Below are 16,187 nucleotides of genomic sequence, written 5' to 3'. Positions count from 1 at the left end.
CGTCTTTGGCGAAGGCGCGTGGCAAAATTTGCCCACCCCATGAAATCCGCCGAGAAGTCTCTGAAATGCCTGCTTGGCGCTTTGTTGATGGTGCTTGCCGCCAGCACGCTGGCCGCATCCCTGGGTCGCGTGCGCGGTGCGGCCATTGTGGGCGGCCCGCTCGACGTCACGCTGAGCGCGCAACTGGACGGCACCGAAAACCCATCCTCCGTCTGCCTCTCCGCCGAGGTGTTTTTCGGCGACAGCCAGATTTCCCCCGACAAGGTACGCGCCTCGATCTCGCCGGGCGCCGGTGTCGGCGAAGTCCTGGTCCGCATACGCACGACTGTCGTTCTCGATGAGCCGGTCGTGACGCTGTATGCGCGCGAAGGCTGCCTGCAGAAAAATTCGCGCAAATACGTGTTGCTGGCCGAGATGCTGGGCGACAACAGCGTGCCGGTACCCTCGACCCTTGCGCAAGCGCCGGCTGTTGCGGCGGCGGGTACGGCGGCACCATCCCAAGCCGGGACATCGAAGGCCAAGCCGCAAACCCGCACCAGCACCGCGATGGCCTCTTCTTTGGCCATGCCACCGGCCCGCACGGCTGGCAGACAGACACCAAAACAGGCGCCACCCCCAGCGCCGGTGCGCAAACCGGGGCCACGCCTGCAACTAGCCCCCATCGACCTGGCCGCTGAACGCGACCCCGTGCTTCGCGCATCGCCCGAGTTGCTGACCCTGCCTTCCGCCGATGCCCAGCAACGGGCCTCCGCGGCCGCGCTGTGGCAGGCGCTTAACGCCCAGCCGCAAGACATGGCGCGTGACAGCCAGCGGCTCAAGTCCCTGGAATCCGACGTGGCCGCGATGCTGGCGCAAAGCCGCAAAACGGAATTGGCCGTGACGGACCTGCGCGGCCAGCTGGAGCAGGCGCGCCAGGAGCGCTACAGCAACTGGCTGGTGTATGCCCTGGGCGCCGTTCTGCTGCTCGCGTTGCTGGCGGCCGGCTTTTTCTGGAGGCGCGATCGCCAGCACGCGTTGCGCATGAGTCATTGGTGGGACAAGGAAGCCGGCCAGGGCAAGCCCAGCGGTTTTGCGGATGAGACGGGGCCGGCTTCCCGGTCTGCCGGCCTTGCGCCTGCGCCTATGCCGGCGGTGGACCTGGATCTGGACGCGCTTCAATTTGAAAGCACGCGCAAGCTGCCCGCAGCCAGGCCGGCTGCGCCGGTGGACCGTCCCGAATTCCTGCCCAGCCTGGGCGGCCTGAGCGGCATGCCCCGCATCGTCAATGCCGAAGAGCTGTTTGATGTCCAGCAGCAGGCCGATTTTTTCGTCTCGCTGGGCCATCCCGACAAGGCGGTGGATGTGCTGCGCCTGCACATCATGGACAACGTGGAAACCAGCGCGCTGGTCTATCTGGACCTGTTCGACCTCTACCACAGCCTGGGCCGCAAGGACGACTACGACGCGCTGCGCAAGGACTTCCACCGCATGTTCAATGCCCAGGTGCCCGCCTTCGACGACTATGCGATGGACACGCACGGCCTGGAGTATTACGTGGCGGCCCTCTCGCGCATCGAGTCGCTGTGGCCCACACCCAAGGTGCTGGATGTGCTGGAAGAGTCGATCTTTCGCAAACCGGATTCGCGCAGCGAGGTGTTCAGCCTTGCAGCCTACCGTGAGCTGCTGCTGCTTCACTCCATCGCCAAGAAGATTGTTACCCGGCCCGCCGAGTCCGGGGAGGGCGGCGCCGGTGCACCGGTACCCGGGATGCCCAGCCTGACTGCCGCCCTGCCGCAGGCGAGCAGCTTTGGCCCGACCAACATCCTGCCGCTGTCCGCCCGCTTGCAGGAGGCGCCGCCGCCGCTTCCGGTTGCGCTTCCGGTCGCCGGGGCTGGCGCTTTTTCCACGGAAATTGCGCCAAGCCTGGACCTGACGCGGCCGCCCGTTTCATCGAGGCTGGGGCTGGACATCGACCTGAGTCAGGAGGAGGCCGGCGACGTCCTTGCGCCGTTGCCTGCCATCGCCATGGTGGATATGGCGCCCGAAGCCGGCGATTTCAGCAACCTCATCGAGTTCGACCTCGACGCGCCGCCCTCCAGGCCGGGCCCCAAAGCCTAGTTCGGCCCCGCCTCAGTGGAAATACACCGCCTCAGCGCCGCACTTGCAGGGCGCCGGGATTGACGATGTTGGTGGGCGTGCCCTTGATGAAATTGACGACGTTGTCGAAAGCCGCGCCGAAGTACATCTCATAGCTGTCTTGCTCCACATAGCCGATGTGCGGCGTGCAGATGCAGTTTTCGAGGCGAAGCAGGGCGTGGCCCTGCAGGATGGGCTCGGATTCAAACACGTCGATGGCCGCCAGGCCGGGGCGGCCGCGGTTGAGCGAGGCAATCAGCGCCTCGGGCTCTATCAGCTCGGCGCGCGAGGTGTTGACCAGCACGGAGGTGGTCTTCATGCGCGACAGGTCTTCCAGCGTGACGATGCCGCGGGTTTCATCGTGCAGGCGCAGGTGCAGGCTCAGCACATCGCTTTGCTCAAAAAACTCGGCTTTGCTGCCGGCGACTTCGTAGCCGTCGGCCTGGGCCCGTTCGCGCGAGGCCTCGCGGCCCCAGATGATGACCCGCATGCCGAAAGCCCGGCCGTAGCCGGCGACGATTTGCCCGATCTTTCCGTAGCTCCACACGCCCAGGGTCTTGCCCTTGAGGACGGAGCCTATGCCGAAATTCGGCGGCATGGAGGCCGACTTGAGGCCGGCCTGTTGCCAGGCGCCATGCTTGAGGTGGGCCACGTAGTGCGGGATGCGGCGCATGGCCGCCATGACCAGAGCCCAGGTCAGCTCGGCCGGTGCCGTGGGTGAACCGGTGCCTTCGGCCACCGCGATGCCGCGCTCGGTGCAGGCCGCGACGTCGATATGGCCTCCGACGCGGCCGGTCTGCACGATCAGCTTGAGTTTGGGCAGTTTTTCAATGACCTGCCGGCTGAGCTGGGTCCGTTCCCGGATGAGGACGATGACGTCGGCATCCTTGAGCCGGACAGACAGCTGGCCTATGCCTTTGACAGTGTTGGTATAGACCTTGGCGGGGTAGGCCTCCAATTTGGCAGCGCAGTTCAGTTTTCGCACTGCGTCCTGGTAGTCGTCGAGGATCACAATATTCATGCCGATATTGTGCCTGCAAGATTTTTCTTGCTTGCGGGAAGGGCTACCCGAACGTACTCATTTTGTATCGCCAGGAAACCTGTTGCGGTATTTCAGTCTGGCGGCCGCGCGCCGCGCAGGCTCATGGGCCTTTGCCGCAGGGGGCGAGTGTGGGCCGGGCTTGCTGTTTACTGCAGCGCGGCTTCGCGCTGGGCCATGCGCTCAAGCTCCGCGCAGACGTCGGCCATGCGGCCCGAGATGACCATGCGGCCGGCGCAGGCCGGGCCGACATTGGCGTCGAATTCGCGCACGACGCGCAGGCGGCTGGGCGCAGGGCGTTTAGGCATGGCCTTGCCGGGGGTGGTTTCGCGCAGGGCCGTGGCGGCACCCGAAGAAAACGGCAATGCCAGCTGGCCGTTTGCGCGCTGGGCACGTGCAGAGGCGCCATACCGGCCGGACCTGGTTGCGGGCACAAACCAGGCTGCCAGCGCCTGCGCGGGGGCCAGCAGGATGGACAGAAGGGGTGAATGTGAAAAACTGACGATTCCCATGATGAACTCCTGTATGAGAGAGGTTTACACAGGCAGGATTTCGGACCGGCGACAGGCCGGCAGGGCCGCCGCACCAGGGTGTTGGCCAGAAAGCCAAACGCCCGCCACCTGGTGCATGGCCGGACTGGATGGCTTACATCAGCATGGTGTTGCGTATCAAACCGACGGCCAGGCCTTCGAGTTCAAACGGTTCACCGGGCTCGACCACGATGGTCTTGAAGTCGGGGTTTTCGGGCAAGAGCTCGATCAGGTTCTTGTTGCGGCGAAAGCGCTTGACGGTGACTTCATCACCGAGGCGGGCCACGACGATCTGGCCGTTCTTGGCTTCCTTGGCTTGTTTGACGGCCAGCAGGTCGCCGTCCATGATGCCGACGTCGCGCATGCTCATGCCGCGAACCTTGAGCAGGTAATCGGGCTGGCGCTGGAACAGGCCGCTTTCAAAATAATAGGTTTGCTCGATATGTTCCTGCGCGAGAATCGGGCTGCCAGCAGCAACCCGCCCTACCAGAGGTAGGGCGAGTTGGGCCAGGCTTTGCAACGGCAGGGAAAACTGTTTGGTGCGCGATTCGTTGATGGAGCGCAGGGTGTCGCCGCGCAGGCGTATGCCGCGGGAGGTGCCGCTGACGAGTTCAATGACGCCTTTGCGGGCCAATGCCTGCAGGTGTTCTTCGGCGGCATTGGCGGACTTGAAACCCAGTTCGTTGGCGATTTCGGCGCGGGTGGGCGGTGCGCCGGTGCGTGCGATGGCGCTCTGGATCAGTTCCAGGATTTGTTGCTGGCGCGCCGTGAGCTTGGGACCTTCGGAGGGAAAATGCGGGAAATCGGCGAGGATGCTCATGGCGGGACTCCTTGGTTCTTCGGTCAGGTCAAGATGCAGGGGCTGTAACCCGTTTAGCTGTATCGACCTGTTTTAATATCCAGTACCTGTATTTTCATCCAGTTTTTAAAAGATTGCAAGATCACTTTCCATGCATCCTCAAAATATTGTGATTCTGGGCACCGGTGGCACGATTGCCGGCCGGGCCGCCAGCGTGTCGGACAACATCGGCTACACCGCCGCCCAGGTGGGCGTTGAAGAACTGCTGGCCGCGATCCCGGCCCTGGCGCAGGCCGGTTCAGTGCTCACCGAGCAGGTGGCGCAGGTTGACAGCAAGGACATGACCTTCGCTGTGTGGGCCAAGCTGGCCGCGCGCGTCAGCCATTACCTGGTGCAGCCCGATGTCCAGGGCATCGTCATCACGCACGGCACCGATACGCTCGAAGAGACCGCTTTTTTCCTGCAGGCGCTGCTGGCGCCGGCCAAGCCCGTGGTGTTGACCTGCGCGATGCGCCCGGCCACGGCGCTGGTGCCCGATGGGCCGCAAAACCTGCTCGACGCCGTGGTCGTGGCGCGCCATGCGGGCGCGCAGGGTGTGGTTGCGGTGTGCGCCGGGGTGATCCACGGCGCGGCGGATGTGCAGAAGGTGCATACCTATAGGCTTGATCCCTTCAGTTCGGGCGATGCCGGCCCGATAGGCTATGTGGAAGAGGGCCAATTGAGGCTGCTGCGCAACTGGCCGCAAGCCCAGGCAGCGCGCGCGCAAGCCGCCGCCAAAAGCATTGCCGGCCTGGGCGGCGCCGTGCCCCGTGTTGAAATCATCATGAACCATGCCGGCGCCGGTGGCGCCATCGTGCAGGCTTTGCAGGCGCAGGGCGTGCAAGGCCTGGTGGTGGCGGGAACCGGCAACGGCAGCCTGCACCATGAGCTGCAGGCCGCCTTGCTCAAGGCCCAGGCCGACGGCGTCAAGGTGATTCGCGCCAGCCGCTGCGCCGCAGGGCGGGTGCTGCCGACCCCGGCCGACGCGATTCCGGATTCGGACGGCCTGAGCCCGGTCAAGGCCCGCGTAAGCCTGATCCTGCAGTTGCTGGCCTGAATCTCTCCGGGACCGGCAGCGCAGGCGCGCCGGCCCCGAACTTCCATTCCTTTTTTTGACCTCGCGGACACCCCATGCAAACCCCGTACGAACTCGGCAACCAGAACCAGACCACCACCTGGGAGGCCTGCATCCGGTTTTATGAGGCGCTGGCCCGGCGCTGCCCGACCGTGTTGCAGTTCTCGCAGATTGGCACTTCCGATGCCGGCGTGCCCATCCACGCCGGCATCGTCAGCGCCGACGGCGTGTTTGACCGCGAGAAGATCCGGCAGGCGGGGCGTGCCGTCTTCTTCAACAACAATGGCATACACCCCGGCGAGCCCGAAGGCATAGACGCCTGCATGGCGCTGGTGCGCGACCTGTGCCTGGAGCCCGAACGCCTGGCCGCGCTGGGCAGCGCGGTCTACCTCTTCATCCCGGTCTACAACGTCGACGGCAGCTGCAACCGCGGCGATGCCAGCCGGGTCAACCAGGACGGGCCCGAGTCCTTCGGCTTTCGCGGCAACAGCCTGCACCTGGACCTGAACCGTGACTTCATCAAGTGCGACAGCCTCAACGCGCAGCTGTTCAACCGCTTCTTCACGGCCTGGGACCCGGACGTGATGGTCGACACGCACACCTCCAACGGCGCGGACTACAGCTACACCATGACGCTGATCCATACCCAGGCCGACAAGCTGGGCGGCGGCCTGGGCGCTTTCCTGCGGGACCGCATGCTGCCGGTGATTTACCGCGGCATGGAAGAGCGCGGCTGGCCGACCTGCCCCTATGTGAACCCGGTGCAGGTGAGCCCGGACCAGGGGATTGCCGATTTTCTCGAGGTGCCGCGCTTTTCGACCGGCTACGCGGCGCTGAACCACACCATCGGTTTTATGCCGGAGACCCATATGCTCAAGCCGTTCAGGGACCGCTATGAGTCCATGCGGGCGCTGCTGGACGTGACCTTGGCGTTCACGGTGGCCAACGCGCCGCAAATCCAGGCGCTGCGGCGGCAAGCCCGGCAGGCGTCCGGCAGCAAGACCCACTGGCCTGTGCGCTGGAAGCTCGATGAAACCCGCCGCTCTCGCCTGCGCTTCAAAGGCTATGCCGCGGTGCACTCGCCCAGCCTGCTGGGCAACTACCAGCGCCTGGCCTACGACAAGGACCAGCCCTGGGAGCGCGAGATCGATTACTTCACCCACTTTGCCGAGGAGGCCGTGGTGCGCGCGCCGCGGGCCTACGTGATTCCGCAGGCCTGGCGCGCGGTGGTCGAGCGCCTGGGCTGGAACGGCGTGCGCATGGAGCGTATCGCCGCCGCCCGCACGGTGCAGGCCCAGGTCAGCCGCATTCAGGCCGTGCAAAGCCGGCCGGGCGCCTATGAGGGCCATATGTTCCATGATGAGATCACGCTGGAAACCAGCCAGCAGGCCGTGGAATTGCAGGCCGGCGACTGGTGGCTGCCGCTGGACCAGGACAAGGCGCGTTATGCCGTCGAAACCCTGGAGCCGCAGGCGCATGACAGCTTTTTCCGCTGGGGATTTTTCAACAGCATCCTCGAAAAGAAGGAGCACTTCTCGGACTATGTTTTCGAAGACATGGCGCTGCAGCTGCTCAAGGATGAGCCCGAACTGCGCGCGCGCTTCGAGCAGTGGAAGGCCGCCAACCCGCAGCTGCTGTCCGACCCCAAGCAGGTGCTGGGCTTTATTTTCGAGAACTGCGCGCGTTATGCCGAGCCGCAATGGCGGCGCTACCCGGTGCTGTCGATTTTTTAAAGCGCCATGAAAAAAGCCGTCGCAAGGACGGCTTTTTTGTGGGTCCGCAAGCTGCTTAAGCGGACAGGGCCTCGAAAGCCCGCGCCGTGATCTGGTCGACCGTGCCCATGCCGCTGATGGCGCGGTATTTGGGCGCCGCATCGGGCGCGACCTTGGCCCAGCTCGAGTAGTAGTCCACCAGCGGGCGGGTCTGGGCGCTGTAGACCTCCAGCCGCTTGCGCACGGTTTCTTCCTTGTCGTCTTCGCGCTGGATCAGCGGTTCGCCGGTCACGTCGTCCTTGCCCTCGACCTTGGGCGGGTTGAACTTGACGTGGTAGGTGCGGCCCGAGGCGGGATGCGAGCGGCGTCCGCTCATGCGCTCGATGATGGCCTCGAAGGGCACGTCGATCTCCAGCACGTAGTCGAGCCTCACGCCGGCCGACTTCATCGCGTCGGCCTGCGGGATGGTGCGCGGAAAACCATCGAACAAAAAGCCCTTGGCGCAATCGGCCTGGGCGATGCGTTCCTTGACCAGGTTGATGATCAGGTCGTCGCTGACCAGCGCACCGGCATCCATGATTTTTTTGGCTTCGATGCCCAGGGGCGTGCCGGCCTTGACGGCCGCGCGCAGCATGTCGCCGGTGGAAATCTGGGGGATGCCGTACTTCTGGCAAATGAAGGTCGCTTGCGTCCCCTTGCCCGCGCCAGGCGCGCCCAACAATATCAGTCTCATGGATGTCCTCGGATTTTATGAATTCGTGAAGTCAGCCCCAGGCCGGCGCGCCGGTCACCCGCTGGGGTGGCTTGGCAGGTGTGAAGGGCTGCCAGCACGTCCTGCAGGCCTTCCACTTGCGTTTTTCCCAAGGATAGCACGCACCCCTGACAGCAACTTACAGGGCGGGGCTTTGCCGGCAGGGCGCGGGCTCAGGAAAACAGCTTGCGGGCGCGGTCCAGGTCTTCGGCCGTGTCCACGCCCGGGCCCGGCGCGTCGTCGGTGATGTGCACCGCGATACGGTGGCCGTGCCACAGGGCGCGCAGCTGCTCCAGCTGCTCCAGCTGCTCCAGCGGCGCCTGGGGAAGGCGGGGAAACTCGCGCAGAAAGCCCACGCGGTAACCGTAAATGCCGACGTGGCGCAGCGGCTTGGGCAGCTTGCTGCCGGCTTCCCACCAGGCTTTGCCGGCGAAGTCGCGGCCAGCGGGGATGGGTGAGCGGCTGAAGTAAAGCGCGGTGTGGCGGGCGTCCAGCACCACCTTGACCACGTTGGGGTTCTGCAGGTCCGTCAGTTGGTCAATGGAGTGCGCGGCGGTGCTCATGGCACAGTCGGGCCGCTCGCCCAGCAGGCGCGCCACGGCGTTGATCAGCGCCGGGTCTATCAGCGGCTCGTCCCCCTGAACGTTGACCACGATGTCCCCGTCCGCCAGGCCCAGCACGCCGCAGGCTTCGGCCAGCCGGTCGCTGCCGCTGGGGTGGTCGGCGCGTGTCAGCACGGCCGTGACACCGAAGGCCGCGCATTTTTCAACGATCTCGTCGCTGTCGGTCGCCACCACGGTGCGCAAGGCCGCGCTTTGCATGGCACGCTGGGCCACGCGCACAACCATGGGGGCTCCGCCTATGTCGGCCAGAGGCTTGTTGGGCAGGCGGGTGGAGGCCAGCCGGGCCGGAATCAGGACGGTGAAGCTCACAGGCCCAGCTCTTCGTCTGTCAGGGTGCGCGCTTCATTCTCGAGCAGCACCGGCAGGCCGTCGCGCACGGGATAAGCCAGCCGGGCACTGCGGGAGACAAGCTCCTGTTTTTCCCGGTCATAGTCGAGCGGGCCTTTGGTCACGGGGCAGACCAGCAGTTCAAGCAATTTGGTGTCCATGCTTCGATGGTAATGGAGAAAGCCGGGGTGCCAGCAGCGCGTCAAAGGCGGCGAAGAAGGCTGGTTCAGGCGAAAACACCAGCGGCACGGCCAGCAGGTCAAGCCCGGCGGCAGCGGGCAGGGCAAACAGCTTGATGGCGTCTTTTTCGGTGCACAGCACCGTGCGCCCCTGCAGGCCGGCCAGGTCGGCTTCGCTGAAGACATGGTGGTCGGGCAGCGTGATGCTTGCCTCCAGCGTCAAGCCGGCGTCTGCCAGCATCCCGAAAAATGCCTGCGGGTTGGCGATGCCCGCCAACGCGGTGACCGGCCGGCCGCGCAAGCCGTCCAGCGCCACCTGCCCCCCGCCAGCCGACCAGGCGTCGCTGGCCAGCCGCCGGCTGGATTGGAAGCCGTCGAAGGCGGGGCGCTGTCCGGTGTGCAGCACCAGGTCCAGGCCTTGCCGCTTGCGCTCGGGCCAGGGTTCGCGCAGCGGACCGGCCGGCAGCAGCCAGCCATTGCCCGTGCCGCGGTCGTCAAAAGCGGCGATCTCGATGTCGCGCTGCAGGGCGTAATGCTGCAGGCCGTCATCGCAGATCACCACGGCGGTTTCGGGGTGGGCGGCAAGCAAGGCCCGCAGGGCTTGCGTGCGTTGCCTGGCGACAAAAACCGGCGCGCCGGTGAGCCGATGGATCAGGGCCGGCTCGTCGCCGGTTTGCGCGGGCGACGCGGCGGGCGTGACTTCCATGCAATCGGAAGCTGTGCGCCCATAGCCGCGCGAAATCACACCCACCGCCACCCGCTGCGCCTGCAAGTGCCTGACCAGGGCAATCACCAGCGGGGTTTTGCCCGCGCCGCCGGCAATCACATTGCCGACCACCACGACGGGAACCCTGAAGCGCTCGGAGCGCAGGATGCCGCGGCGGTACAGCGCACGGCGCAGGCGCACCAGCAGGCCGTAGCACTGCGCCAGCGGCCAGAGCAGGCATGCCAGCATTCCACGGCTGAGCCAGGCGTTTTGCAGAAGTTGTTTCACGGCCGTTTCGCGGGGAAGGGCGGCTGTCGGGGCCGGAAAAGCCGGGGCTTATTTCGCCCCGGCCATCGCGGCGCTCTGGGTGGCAAAGGTGATTTGCGTCAGGCCCTGGCGGCGCGCCGCCTCCATGACGGTGATGACCGCCTGGTGCGTGGCGCTGGCATCGGCGCTGATGATGATGACGCTTTCCTTGCCGGCCTTGGCCGCCTCGGTCAGCGCGGCGCCCAGCGCCTCTAGGCCCCGGCCTTCGACCAGGGTCTTGTTGACCATGTAGCGGCCGTCGCTGCTCACGGCGACGATGACTTCCTTGGGATAGTCGCGCTGCTGCTCGGCGTCGGCCACCGGCAGCTTGACCTGCAGCTCGGTGAACTTGCTGTAGGTGGTGGACAGCATCAGGAAGATCAGCACCACGAGCAGCACGTCGATGAAGGGGATCAGGTTGATCTCCGGCTCGTCATGGGGATGCGGGCGGAAGTTCATTTGCGCAGGGTGTTGAGGTGGCGCACGAAGCGTTCGGCGGCCAGTTCCATGGTCAGCAGGTAGCCATCCACGCGGGCCCGGAAGTAGCGCCAGAAGATCAGCGCCGGAATCGCCACCATCAGGCCGAAAGCCGTGTTGTAGAGGGCGATCGAAATACCCTGCGCGAGCTGCGCCGGGTTGCCGCCGCCGGCACCACTGACACCGCCGCCGCCCTGGGAGCCGAAGATTTCAATCATGCCGATGACCGTGCCCAGCAGGCCCAGCAGCGGGGCGGCGGAGGCGATGGTGGCCAGTGCCGCCAGGTAGCGCTCCAGCTTGTGCGCCGCCTGGCGCCCGGCGCCTTCCAGGATGGAGCGCAGGTCGTCCTCGCTGACGCGCGGGTTGGTGTTCAGCGCGCGAAAGCCGCTGGCCAGCACTTCGCCGAGCACCGAGTTCTGTTCGAGCTGCGCCACGACGTCGGGCGAAGGGATGGAAGCGCGGGAAACGGTGATGGCTTCGTCAAGCAGTTTGGGAGGGGCGACCTTACGGATTTTGAGGCTGGTGAAACGCTCGATAACCAGGGCAAGAGCCAAGACGGAACAGGCAACCAAGGGCCAGATCGGCCAGCCTGCGGCTTGTATGATCGAAAACAATGCACATCTCCAAGCAGATAATTTGTGGTGGATTATGGCTTACAGATACTGCAGTGCCGCATGACCCACGGCACATCGCCCATGAATGTTTTCAAGATGCTGTTTTTGTCGGACATAGCCCACAGAACTTGTGGATAACTTTGTGAGCAAGTAAGGGCGATGCGCCCGCCAAGCCGCGCCAAATCGCGGATATGACAGAACGATGAAAATTTGAGCAGAATTAAGTTATTCAAAATCAATGAGTTACACGAATTTATCGCGTCGTCCGCAGGAAACGGGGTCTTGCACCCACGCAGGACGGCGCTCTGTGGAGTACTACCCCCGGCAAATCAAGGGGTTTAGCCATGTTTGAGCCGGCCGCGCGTTCCGAGAGGCCTTTTCCGGCGGGACGCGAGGCCGGTGTGCGTATCTGGCCCGTGGGCTCCTTGCTGCGTGCGATCGCCGACAGCCTGGAAGCGCGCTTCAACCCGGTCGCCGTGCAGGGCGAAATCAGCGGCTTTTCGCGCGCCGCCAGCGGGCACTGCTACTTTTCCCTCAAGGATGAACAAGGCCAGATCCGCTGCGCCATGTTTCGCCGCGCGGCCGGCTTGCTCGATTTCGCCCCGCGCGACGGCCAGCTGGTGGAGCTGCGAGGCCGCCTGGGCGTGTACGAGCCGCGCGGTGAACTGCAGCTGGTGGTGGAATCCATGCGGCAGGCCGGGCAGGGCAACCTGTTCGAGCAATTCCTGCAGCTCAAGGCCAAACTGGAGGCCGAGGGCCTTTTTGACCCGGGCCGCAAACGCCCCTTGCCCCTGCTGCCGCGCGCGATAGGCCTGGTCACCTCGCTGGGCGCCGCGGCCCTGCACGACGTGGCGACCGCGCTGCAGCGGCGCGTGCCGCACATTCCCGTGGTGATCTACCCGGCCAGCGTGCAGGGCGGGCAGGCTGCAGGCGAATTGCGCGAGGCCTTGCACAAGGCCTACCAGCGGCGCGGCCAGGACCGGGTGGACGTGCTGCTGCTGGTGCGCGGCGGCGGCGCGATGGAAGACCTGTGGGCCTTCAACGACGAACAACTCGCGCGGGCCATCGTGGCTTCGCCGGTGCCGGTCATCAGCGGCGTGGGCCATGAAACTGATTTCACGATTGCCGATTTTTGCGCCGATGTGCGGGCACCGACGCCCACTGCCGCGGCCGAGCTGTGCGCGCAGCCGCAAAGCACCTGGCTCAGCGCGCTGACCCTGGCCGGCTCGCGCCTGCAAAATGGCGTGGACCGGCAGCTGCAGTCGCACAACCAGCGGCTGGACTGGGCCGCGTCCCGGGTCAGCCGGCCTTCCCACCTGGTGACGCGCCAGCATGCGCGGCTGGCCGGCCTGGGGCAGGGCCTGAACCATGCCATGCGCTCGGTCCTGCAGCATGAGCGGCTCAGGCTGCAGTCCCTGGCGAGCGACTTTCCGCGCGAGGTGCAGGGGAGCCTGCTGCGCGGCCGCCAGCGCCTGGAGCGCGCGCAGCTGCGGCTCGAGTTGCTGGACCCCAAGCTGGTCCTCAAGCGAGGCTACGCCTGGCTGGCCGACCTGCAGGGGCAACCGATCACCAGCCCGGAGAATACGCATGCAGGCCAGCCCGTGCGCGCTACCCTTGCCGGCGGCGAGGTCGATTTGACCGTCACGGCACGCCGGCTGATTTAGTTTTTACAATGGCCCGGACAGTGTTCGCAACAGCGTTCACAATCGTTCAACAACAGTTTATTCATCACCACGAGGAAAATCATGGAACACAAGCTCCCACCACTCCCTTACCCGATCGACGCATTGGCGCCGCATTACAGCCAGGAAGCCTTTGAGTACCACCATGGCAAACACCACAACGCCTATGTGGTGAACCTCAACAACCTGCAAAAAGGCACCGAATTCGAGTCCATGACGCTCGAAGAGATCGTCAAGAAATCCAGCGGCGGCGTCTACAACAACGCGGCCCAGATCTGGAACCACACCTTTTTCTGGAGCTGCATGAAGCCCGCCGGCGGCGGTGAACCCGGCGGCGCGCTGGCCGCGGCCATCAACGCCAAGTTCGGCTCTTACGCCGCTTTCAAGGAAGCCTTCGTGAAATCCGCCGTGGGCAATTTCGGTTCCGGCTGGACCTGGCTGGTCAAGAAAGCCGACGGCACCGTGGATATCGTCAACACCGGCCCGGCCGGCACCCCGCTGACCACCGCGGACAAGGCCCTGCTGACGGTGGACGTCTGGGAACACGCCTACTACATCGACTACCGCAACCTGCGCCCCAAATTCGTGGAAACCTTCCTGTCCAACCTGGTCAACTGGAGCTTCGCGGAAGCCAACTTCGCCTGATTGGGGGGCGGCGCATCCAGCGCCCGCAAAAAAAAGCCGGCTGGAAGCCGGCTTTTTTGTTTTGGGCGAACGGAAAAATCAGCGCCTGGCCTCAAAAAAGGGACCGCCCAGCTTGCTGCCGGCCTTGATGCCTTTTTTGGCGAACCAGCCCTTGTTCATTTCCAGCACATAGCGCACCGGCTGGGCCGAGCAGTGGGCATCCGTGGTCTGCGGCTTCATGTCGGCCAGGTTCACGATGGTGCCGTCATCGGCCACAAAGGCCGCCGTCAGGGGCAGCACGGTGTTTTTCATCCAGAAGCACTGCTGGCTGGGTTGCTCGAACACGAAGATCATGCCTTCCTGCTGCGGCATCTCCTTGCGGAACATCAGGCCAATTTGCCGCTGTTCGGGCGTGAGGGCCACCTGTGCATCAATCAGGTGCATGCCGGCCGACAGCTTGACGCGCTGCAGGTTCATCTGCGGGCCGTCCTGGGACCAGGCGCACAGAGGGGAGAGCAGGGCGGCCAGGGCAAAAGCGCCGGCCAGGGCCCGAAATGCCTTGCCCAAAGAGAAGGCGCCAGGGGTTGAAAACATAGAATCACCACGCATGAAGTTGACCTGCCAGCATAAACGACGCGCATAAAAAATGCCCGCACGCGGCGGGCATTTTGACCGAAGTCACCAGGAATTTACTTCTTGGCTTCAGCTTTCTTGGCGGCAGCGGCTTCAGCCTTTGCCTTCTTGGCGGCAGCTGCTTCGGCTTTCTTGGCGGCAGCGGCTTCAGCCTTTGCCTTCTTTTCAGCAGCGGCTTTTTCTTTCTTGGCGGCCTTGGCGGCAGCTTTTTCTTCCTTGGTCATCTTGGCTGGCTTGGCAGCGGCTGCGGGAGCAGCGGCGGCGGCAGGTGCTGCTGCGGGAGCGGCTGCAGCGGCAGGTGCGGGAGCAGCTGCAGGCTTGGCAGCGGGAGCTTGTGCATAGGCACCAACGGCGAAGAGGCCAGCGATCAGAGCAGCGAGGATTTTGTTCATTTGGAATTTCCTTGAAAACGTTATTGGAAAAAATACCCCGAACTTCTCGGAGGCCCTTCCGTAACGGAGCCCCTTCACCGGCCGTTGACACAAGCCCCCAAATTCTTTTCCCCCCTGGATTTACGGCTAGAATTTAGGGGTTTTTACCTAACCTGCTACACGGCGTACCTATCCTCGCCACAGCGCCTACCGGAGACTTTCCTACATGTACCAGCACATCAAAGTGCCTTCCCAAGGCAAAAAAATCACTGTCAACGCCGACAACTCCCTGAATGTGCCTGACGAACCCGTCATTCCGTTCATCGAGGGCGACGGCACCGGCGCCGACATCACGCCGGTCATGTTGAAAGTGGTCGATGCTGCTGTTGCCAAGGCTTACGGCGGCAAGAAGAAGATCCACTGGATGGAGGTCTATGCCGGCGAAAAGTCCACCAAGGTCTACGGCCCCGACGTGTGGCTGCCTGAGGAAACCCTGCATGCCGTGCGCGACTACGTTGTCTCGATCAAGGGCCCGCTGACGACGCCCGTGGGCGGCGGCATCCGCAGCCTGAACGTCGCGCTGCGCCAGGAACTCGACCTCTACGTCTGCCTGCGCCCCATCCAGTACTTCGCGGGCGTTCCTTCCCCGGTCAAAGAGCCGCAGAAGACCAACATGGTCATCTTTCGTGAGAACTCGGAAGACATCTACGCCGGCATCGAGTTCGAATCCGGCAGCGACAAGGCCAAAAAACTCATCAAGTTCCTGCAGGACGAGATGGGCGTCAAGAAGATCCGCTTCCCGAACACCTCCGGCATCGGTATCAAGCCGGTTTCCAGCGAAGGCACCGAGCGCCTGGTGCGCAAGGCCATCCAGTACGCCATCGACAACGACAAGCCCAGCGTGACCATCGTGCACAAGGGCAACATCATGAAATTCACCGAAGGCGGCTTCCGTGACTGGGCTTACGCCCTGGCCAAGAAGGAATTCGGCGCGGTGGAAATCGACGGCGGCCCATGGATGAAGTTCAAGAACCCGAAAACCGGCAAGGAAATCACAGTCAAGGACAGCATCGCCGACGCCTTCCTCCAGCAGATCCTGCTGCGCCCCGCTGAATACAGCGTGATCGCCACCCTGAACCTGAACGGCGACTACGTCTCCGACGCGCTGGCGGCCCAGGTCGGCGGCATCGGCATCGCCCCCGGCGCCAACCTGAGCGACACCGTCGCGATGTTTGAAGCCACCCACGGCACGGCGCCCAAGTACGCCGGCAAGGACTACGTCAACCCAGGCTCCGAAATCCTCTCGGCCGAGATGATGCTGCGCCACATGGGCTGGACCCAGGCCGCCGACCTGATCATCAGCTCGATGGAAAAATCCATCGAGTCCAAGAAGGTCACCTATGACTTCGCGCGCCTCATGGAAGGCGCGACCCAGGTCAGCTGCTCCGGTTTTGGCCAGGTCATGATCGACCACATGTAAAGCGGGCCCAGCCCTCTATTTTGAAGCCGCCCGGGAGCAATCCCGAGGCGGTTTTTTCATGTCCGCGAAATAAGCAAAAAATCACGCTTGAATGTCGCGTTCCCG

At 64.3% G+C, this 16,187-nt stretch carries 17 protein-coding genes; 6 read left to right on the top strand and 11 right to left on the bottom strand.

The features are described from left to right. Positions 1 to 39: 39 nt before the first annotated feature. Positions 40 to 2,097, top strand: coding sequence for a hypothetical protein (locus tag AC1DUN_RS14665; protein ID WP_477714580.1), 2,058 nt, complete (start codon positions 40 to 42; stop codon positions 2,095 to 2,097). 31 nt (positions 2,098 to 2,128) lie between these two features. Here AC1DUN_RS14665 and AC1DUN_RS14660 read toward each other — a convergent pair whose 3' ends face one another. The 3 genes from AC1DUN_RS14660 to lexA all read right to left on the bottom strand — a co-directional run bounded on the left by AC1DUN_RS14660 (position 2,129) and on the right by lexA (position 4,504). Beyond that, positions 2,129 to 3,136 (bottom strand): D-2-hydroxyacid dehydrogenase family protein, encoded by a 1,008-nt coding sequence (locus AC1DUN_RS14660; protein ID WP_477714579.1) that lies wholly within the window; start codon positions 3,134 to 3,136, stop codon positions 2,129 to 2,131. Between the two features lie 167 nt (positions 3,137 to 3,303). Next, positions 3,304 to 3,666 carry a hypothetical protein gene (locus AC1DUN_RS14655; protein WP_477714578.1) on the bottom strand — a complete coding sequence of 121 codons (363 nt, stop codon included), beginning with the start codon at positions 3,664 to 3,666 and terminating at the stop codon, positions 3,304 to 3,306. Positions 3,667 to 3,799: 133 nt separating this feature from the next. Continuing rightward, the gene (gene lexA / locus AC1DUN_RS14650; protein ID WP_007872461.1) at positions 3,800 to 4,504 is read right to left on the bottom strand and encodes a transcriptional repressor LexA; all 705 of its coding nucleotides are present in this window, start codon (positions 4,502 to 4,504) and stop codon (positions 3,800 to 3,802) included. 130 nt (positions 4,505 to 4,634) lie between these two features. Here lexA and AC1DUN_RS14645 point away from each other — a divergent pair, with 130 nt between their 5' ends. Both AC1DUN_RS14645 and AC1DUN_RS14640 read left to right on the top strand, forming a co-directional pair. Continuing rightward, a complete protein-coding gene (locus AC1DUN_RS14645) occupies positions 4,635 to 5,579 on the top strand; it encodes an asparaginase (protein ID WP_477714577.1) in 945 nt (314 codons plus the stop codon). Between the two features lie 74 nt (positions 5,580 to 5,653). Continuing rightward, on the top strand, positions 5,654 to 7,330 hold the full coding sequence (locus AC1DUN_RS14640; RefSeq protein WP_477714576.1) for a M14 family zinc carboxypeptidase: 1,677 nt from the start codon (positions 5,654 to 5,656) through the stop codon (positions 7,328 to 7,330). Positions 7,331 to 7,385: 55 nt separating this feature from the next. Here the strand turns inward: AC1DUN_RS14640 and adk are convergent, their stop codons facing one another. From adk to AC1DUN_RS14610, 6 genes are all read right to left on the bottom strand, one after another. Then, positions 7,386 to 8,042, bottom strand: coding sequence for an adenylate kinase (gene adk, locus AC1DUN_RS14635; protein WP_413330465.1), 657 nt, complete (start codon positions 8,040 to 8,042; stop codon positions 7,386 to 7,388). A gap of 191 nt (positions 8,043 to 8,233) precedes the next feature. Then, a complete protein-coding gene (kdsB, locus tag AC1DUN_RS14630; protein ID WP_477714575.1) occupies positions 8,234 to 8,992 on the bottom strand; it encodes a 3-deoxy-manno-octulosonate cytidylyltransferase in 759 nt (252 codons plus the stop codon). Beyond that, positions 8,989 to 9,171 (bottom strand): Trm112 family protein, encoded by a 183-nt coding sequence (locus AC1DUN_RS14625; RefSeq protein WP_007872480.1) that lies wholly within the window; start codon positions 9,169 to 9,171, stop codon positions 8,989 to 8,991. The genes kdsB and AC1DUN_RS14625 overlap by 4 nt, the downstream gene beginning before the upstream one ends. Next, complete coding sequence (gene lpxK, locus AC1DUN_RS14620) at positions 9,152 to 10,144, bottom strand: tetraacyldisaccharide 4'-kinase (protein ID WP_477714682.1); 993 nt, start codon at positions 10,142 to 10,144, stop codon at positions 9,152 to 9,154. The genes AC1DUN_RS14625 and lpxK overlap by 20 nt, the downstream gene beginning before the upstream one ends. Before the next feature lie 87 nt (positions 10,145 to 10,231). After that, positions 10,232 to 10,660 carry an ExbD/TolR family protein gene (locus AC1DUN_RS14615; protein WP_477714574.1) on the bottom strand — a complete coding sequence of 143 codons (429 nt, stop codon included), beginning with the start codon at positions 10,658 to 10,660 and terminating at the stop codon, positions 10,232 to 10,234. Continuing rightward, entirely contained in the window at positions 10,657 to 11,292 is a 636-nt protein-coding gene (locus tag AC1DUN_RS14610; RefSeq protein ID WP_477714573.1) for a MotA/TolQ/ExbB proton channel family protein, read from the bottom strand. The genes AC1DUN_RS14615 and AC1DUN_RS14610 overlap by 4 nt, the downstream gene beginning before the upstream one ends. 344 nt (positions 11,293 to 11,636) lie before the next feature. Here AC1DUN_RS14610 and xseA point away from each other — a divergent pair, with 344 nt between their 5' ends. Together xseA and AC1DUN_RS14600 are read left to right on the top strand one after the other, a co-directional pair. After that, on the top strand, positions 11,637 to 12,956 hold the full coding sequence (xseA, locus tag AC1DUN_RS14605) for an exodeoxyribonuclease VII large subunit (RefSeq protein WP_477714572.1): 1,320 nt from the start codon (positions 11,637 to 11,639) through the stop codon (positions 12,954 to 12,956). An 81-nt stretch (positions 12,957 to 13,037) separates the two neighbouring features. After that, positions 13,038 to 13,619 carry a Fe-Mn family superoxide dismutase gene (locus AC1DUN_RS14600; RefSeq protein WP_007872493.1) on the top strand — a complete coding sequence of 194 codons (582 nt, stop codon included), beginning with the start codon at positions 13,038 to 13,040 and terminating at the stop codon, positions 13,617 to 13,619. Positions 13,620 to 13,697: 78 nt separating this feature from the next. On the opposite strand, the gene AC1DUN_RS14595 is transcribed toward AC1DUN_RS14600, so the two are convergent. Both AC1DUN_RS14595 and AC1DUN_RS14590 read right to left on the bottom strand, forming a co-directional pair. Continuing rightward, on the bottom strand, positions 13,698 to 14,192 hold the full coding sequence (locus AC1DUN_RS14595) for a DUF192 domain-containing protein (protein WP_477714571.1): 495 nt from the start codon (positions 14,190 to 14,192) through the stop codon (positions 13,698 to 13,700). A gap of 95 nt (positions 14,193 to 14,287) precedes the next feature. Continuing rightward, the gene (locus AC1DUN_RS14590; RefSeq protein WP_477714570.1) at positions 14,288 to 14,623 is read right to left on the bottom strand and encodes a cell envelope biogenesis protein TolA; all 336 of its coding nucleotides are present in this window, start codon (positions 14,621 to 14,623) and stop codon (positions 14,288 to 14,290) included. Positions 14,624 to 14,828: 205 nt separating this feature from the next. Here AC1DUN_RS14590 and icd point away from each other — a divergent pair, with 205 nt between their 5' ends. Next, the gene (gene icd, locus AC1DUN_RS14585; RefSeq protein ID WP_413330455.1) at positions 14,829 to 16,082 is read left to right on the top strand and encodes an NADP-dependent isocitrate dehydrogenase; all 1,254 of its coding nucleotides are present in this window, start codon (positions 14,829 to 14,831) and stop codon (positions 16,080 to 16,082) included. Positions 16,083 to 16,187: the final 105 nt, after the last annotated feature.

This window comes from Polaromonas sp. P4_F6, from assembly GCF_056401275.1.
The sequence above is the reverse complement of the archived record's forward strand: the minus strand, read 5'-3'. Positions and strand labels throughout refer to the sequence as shown.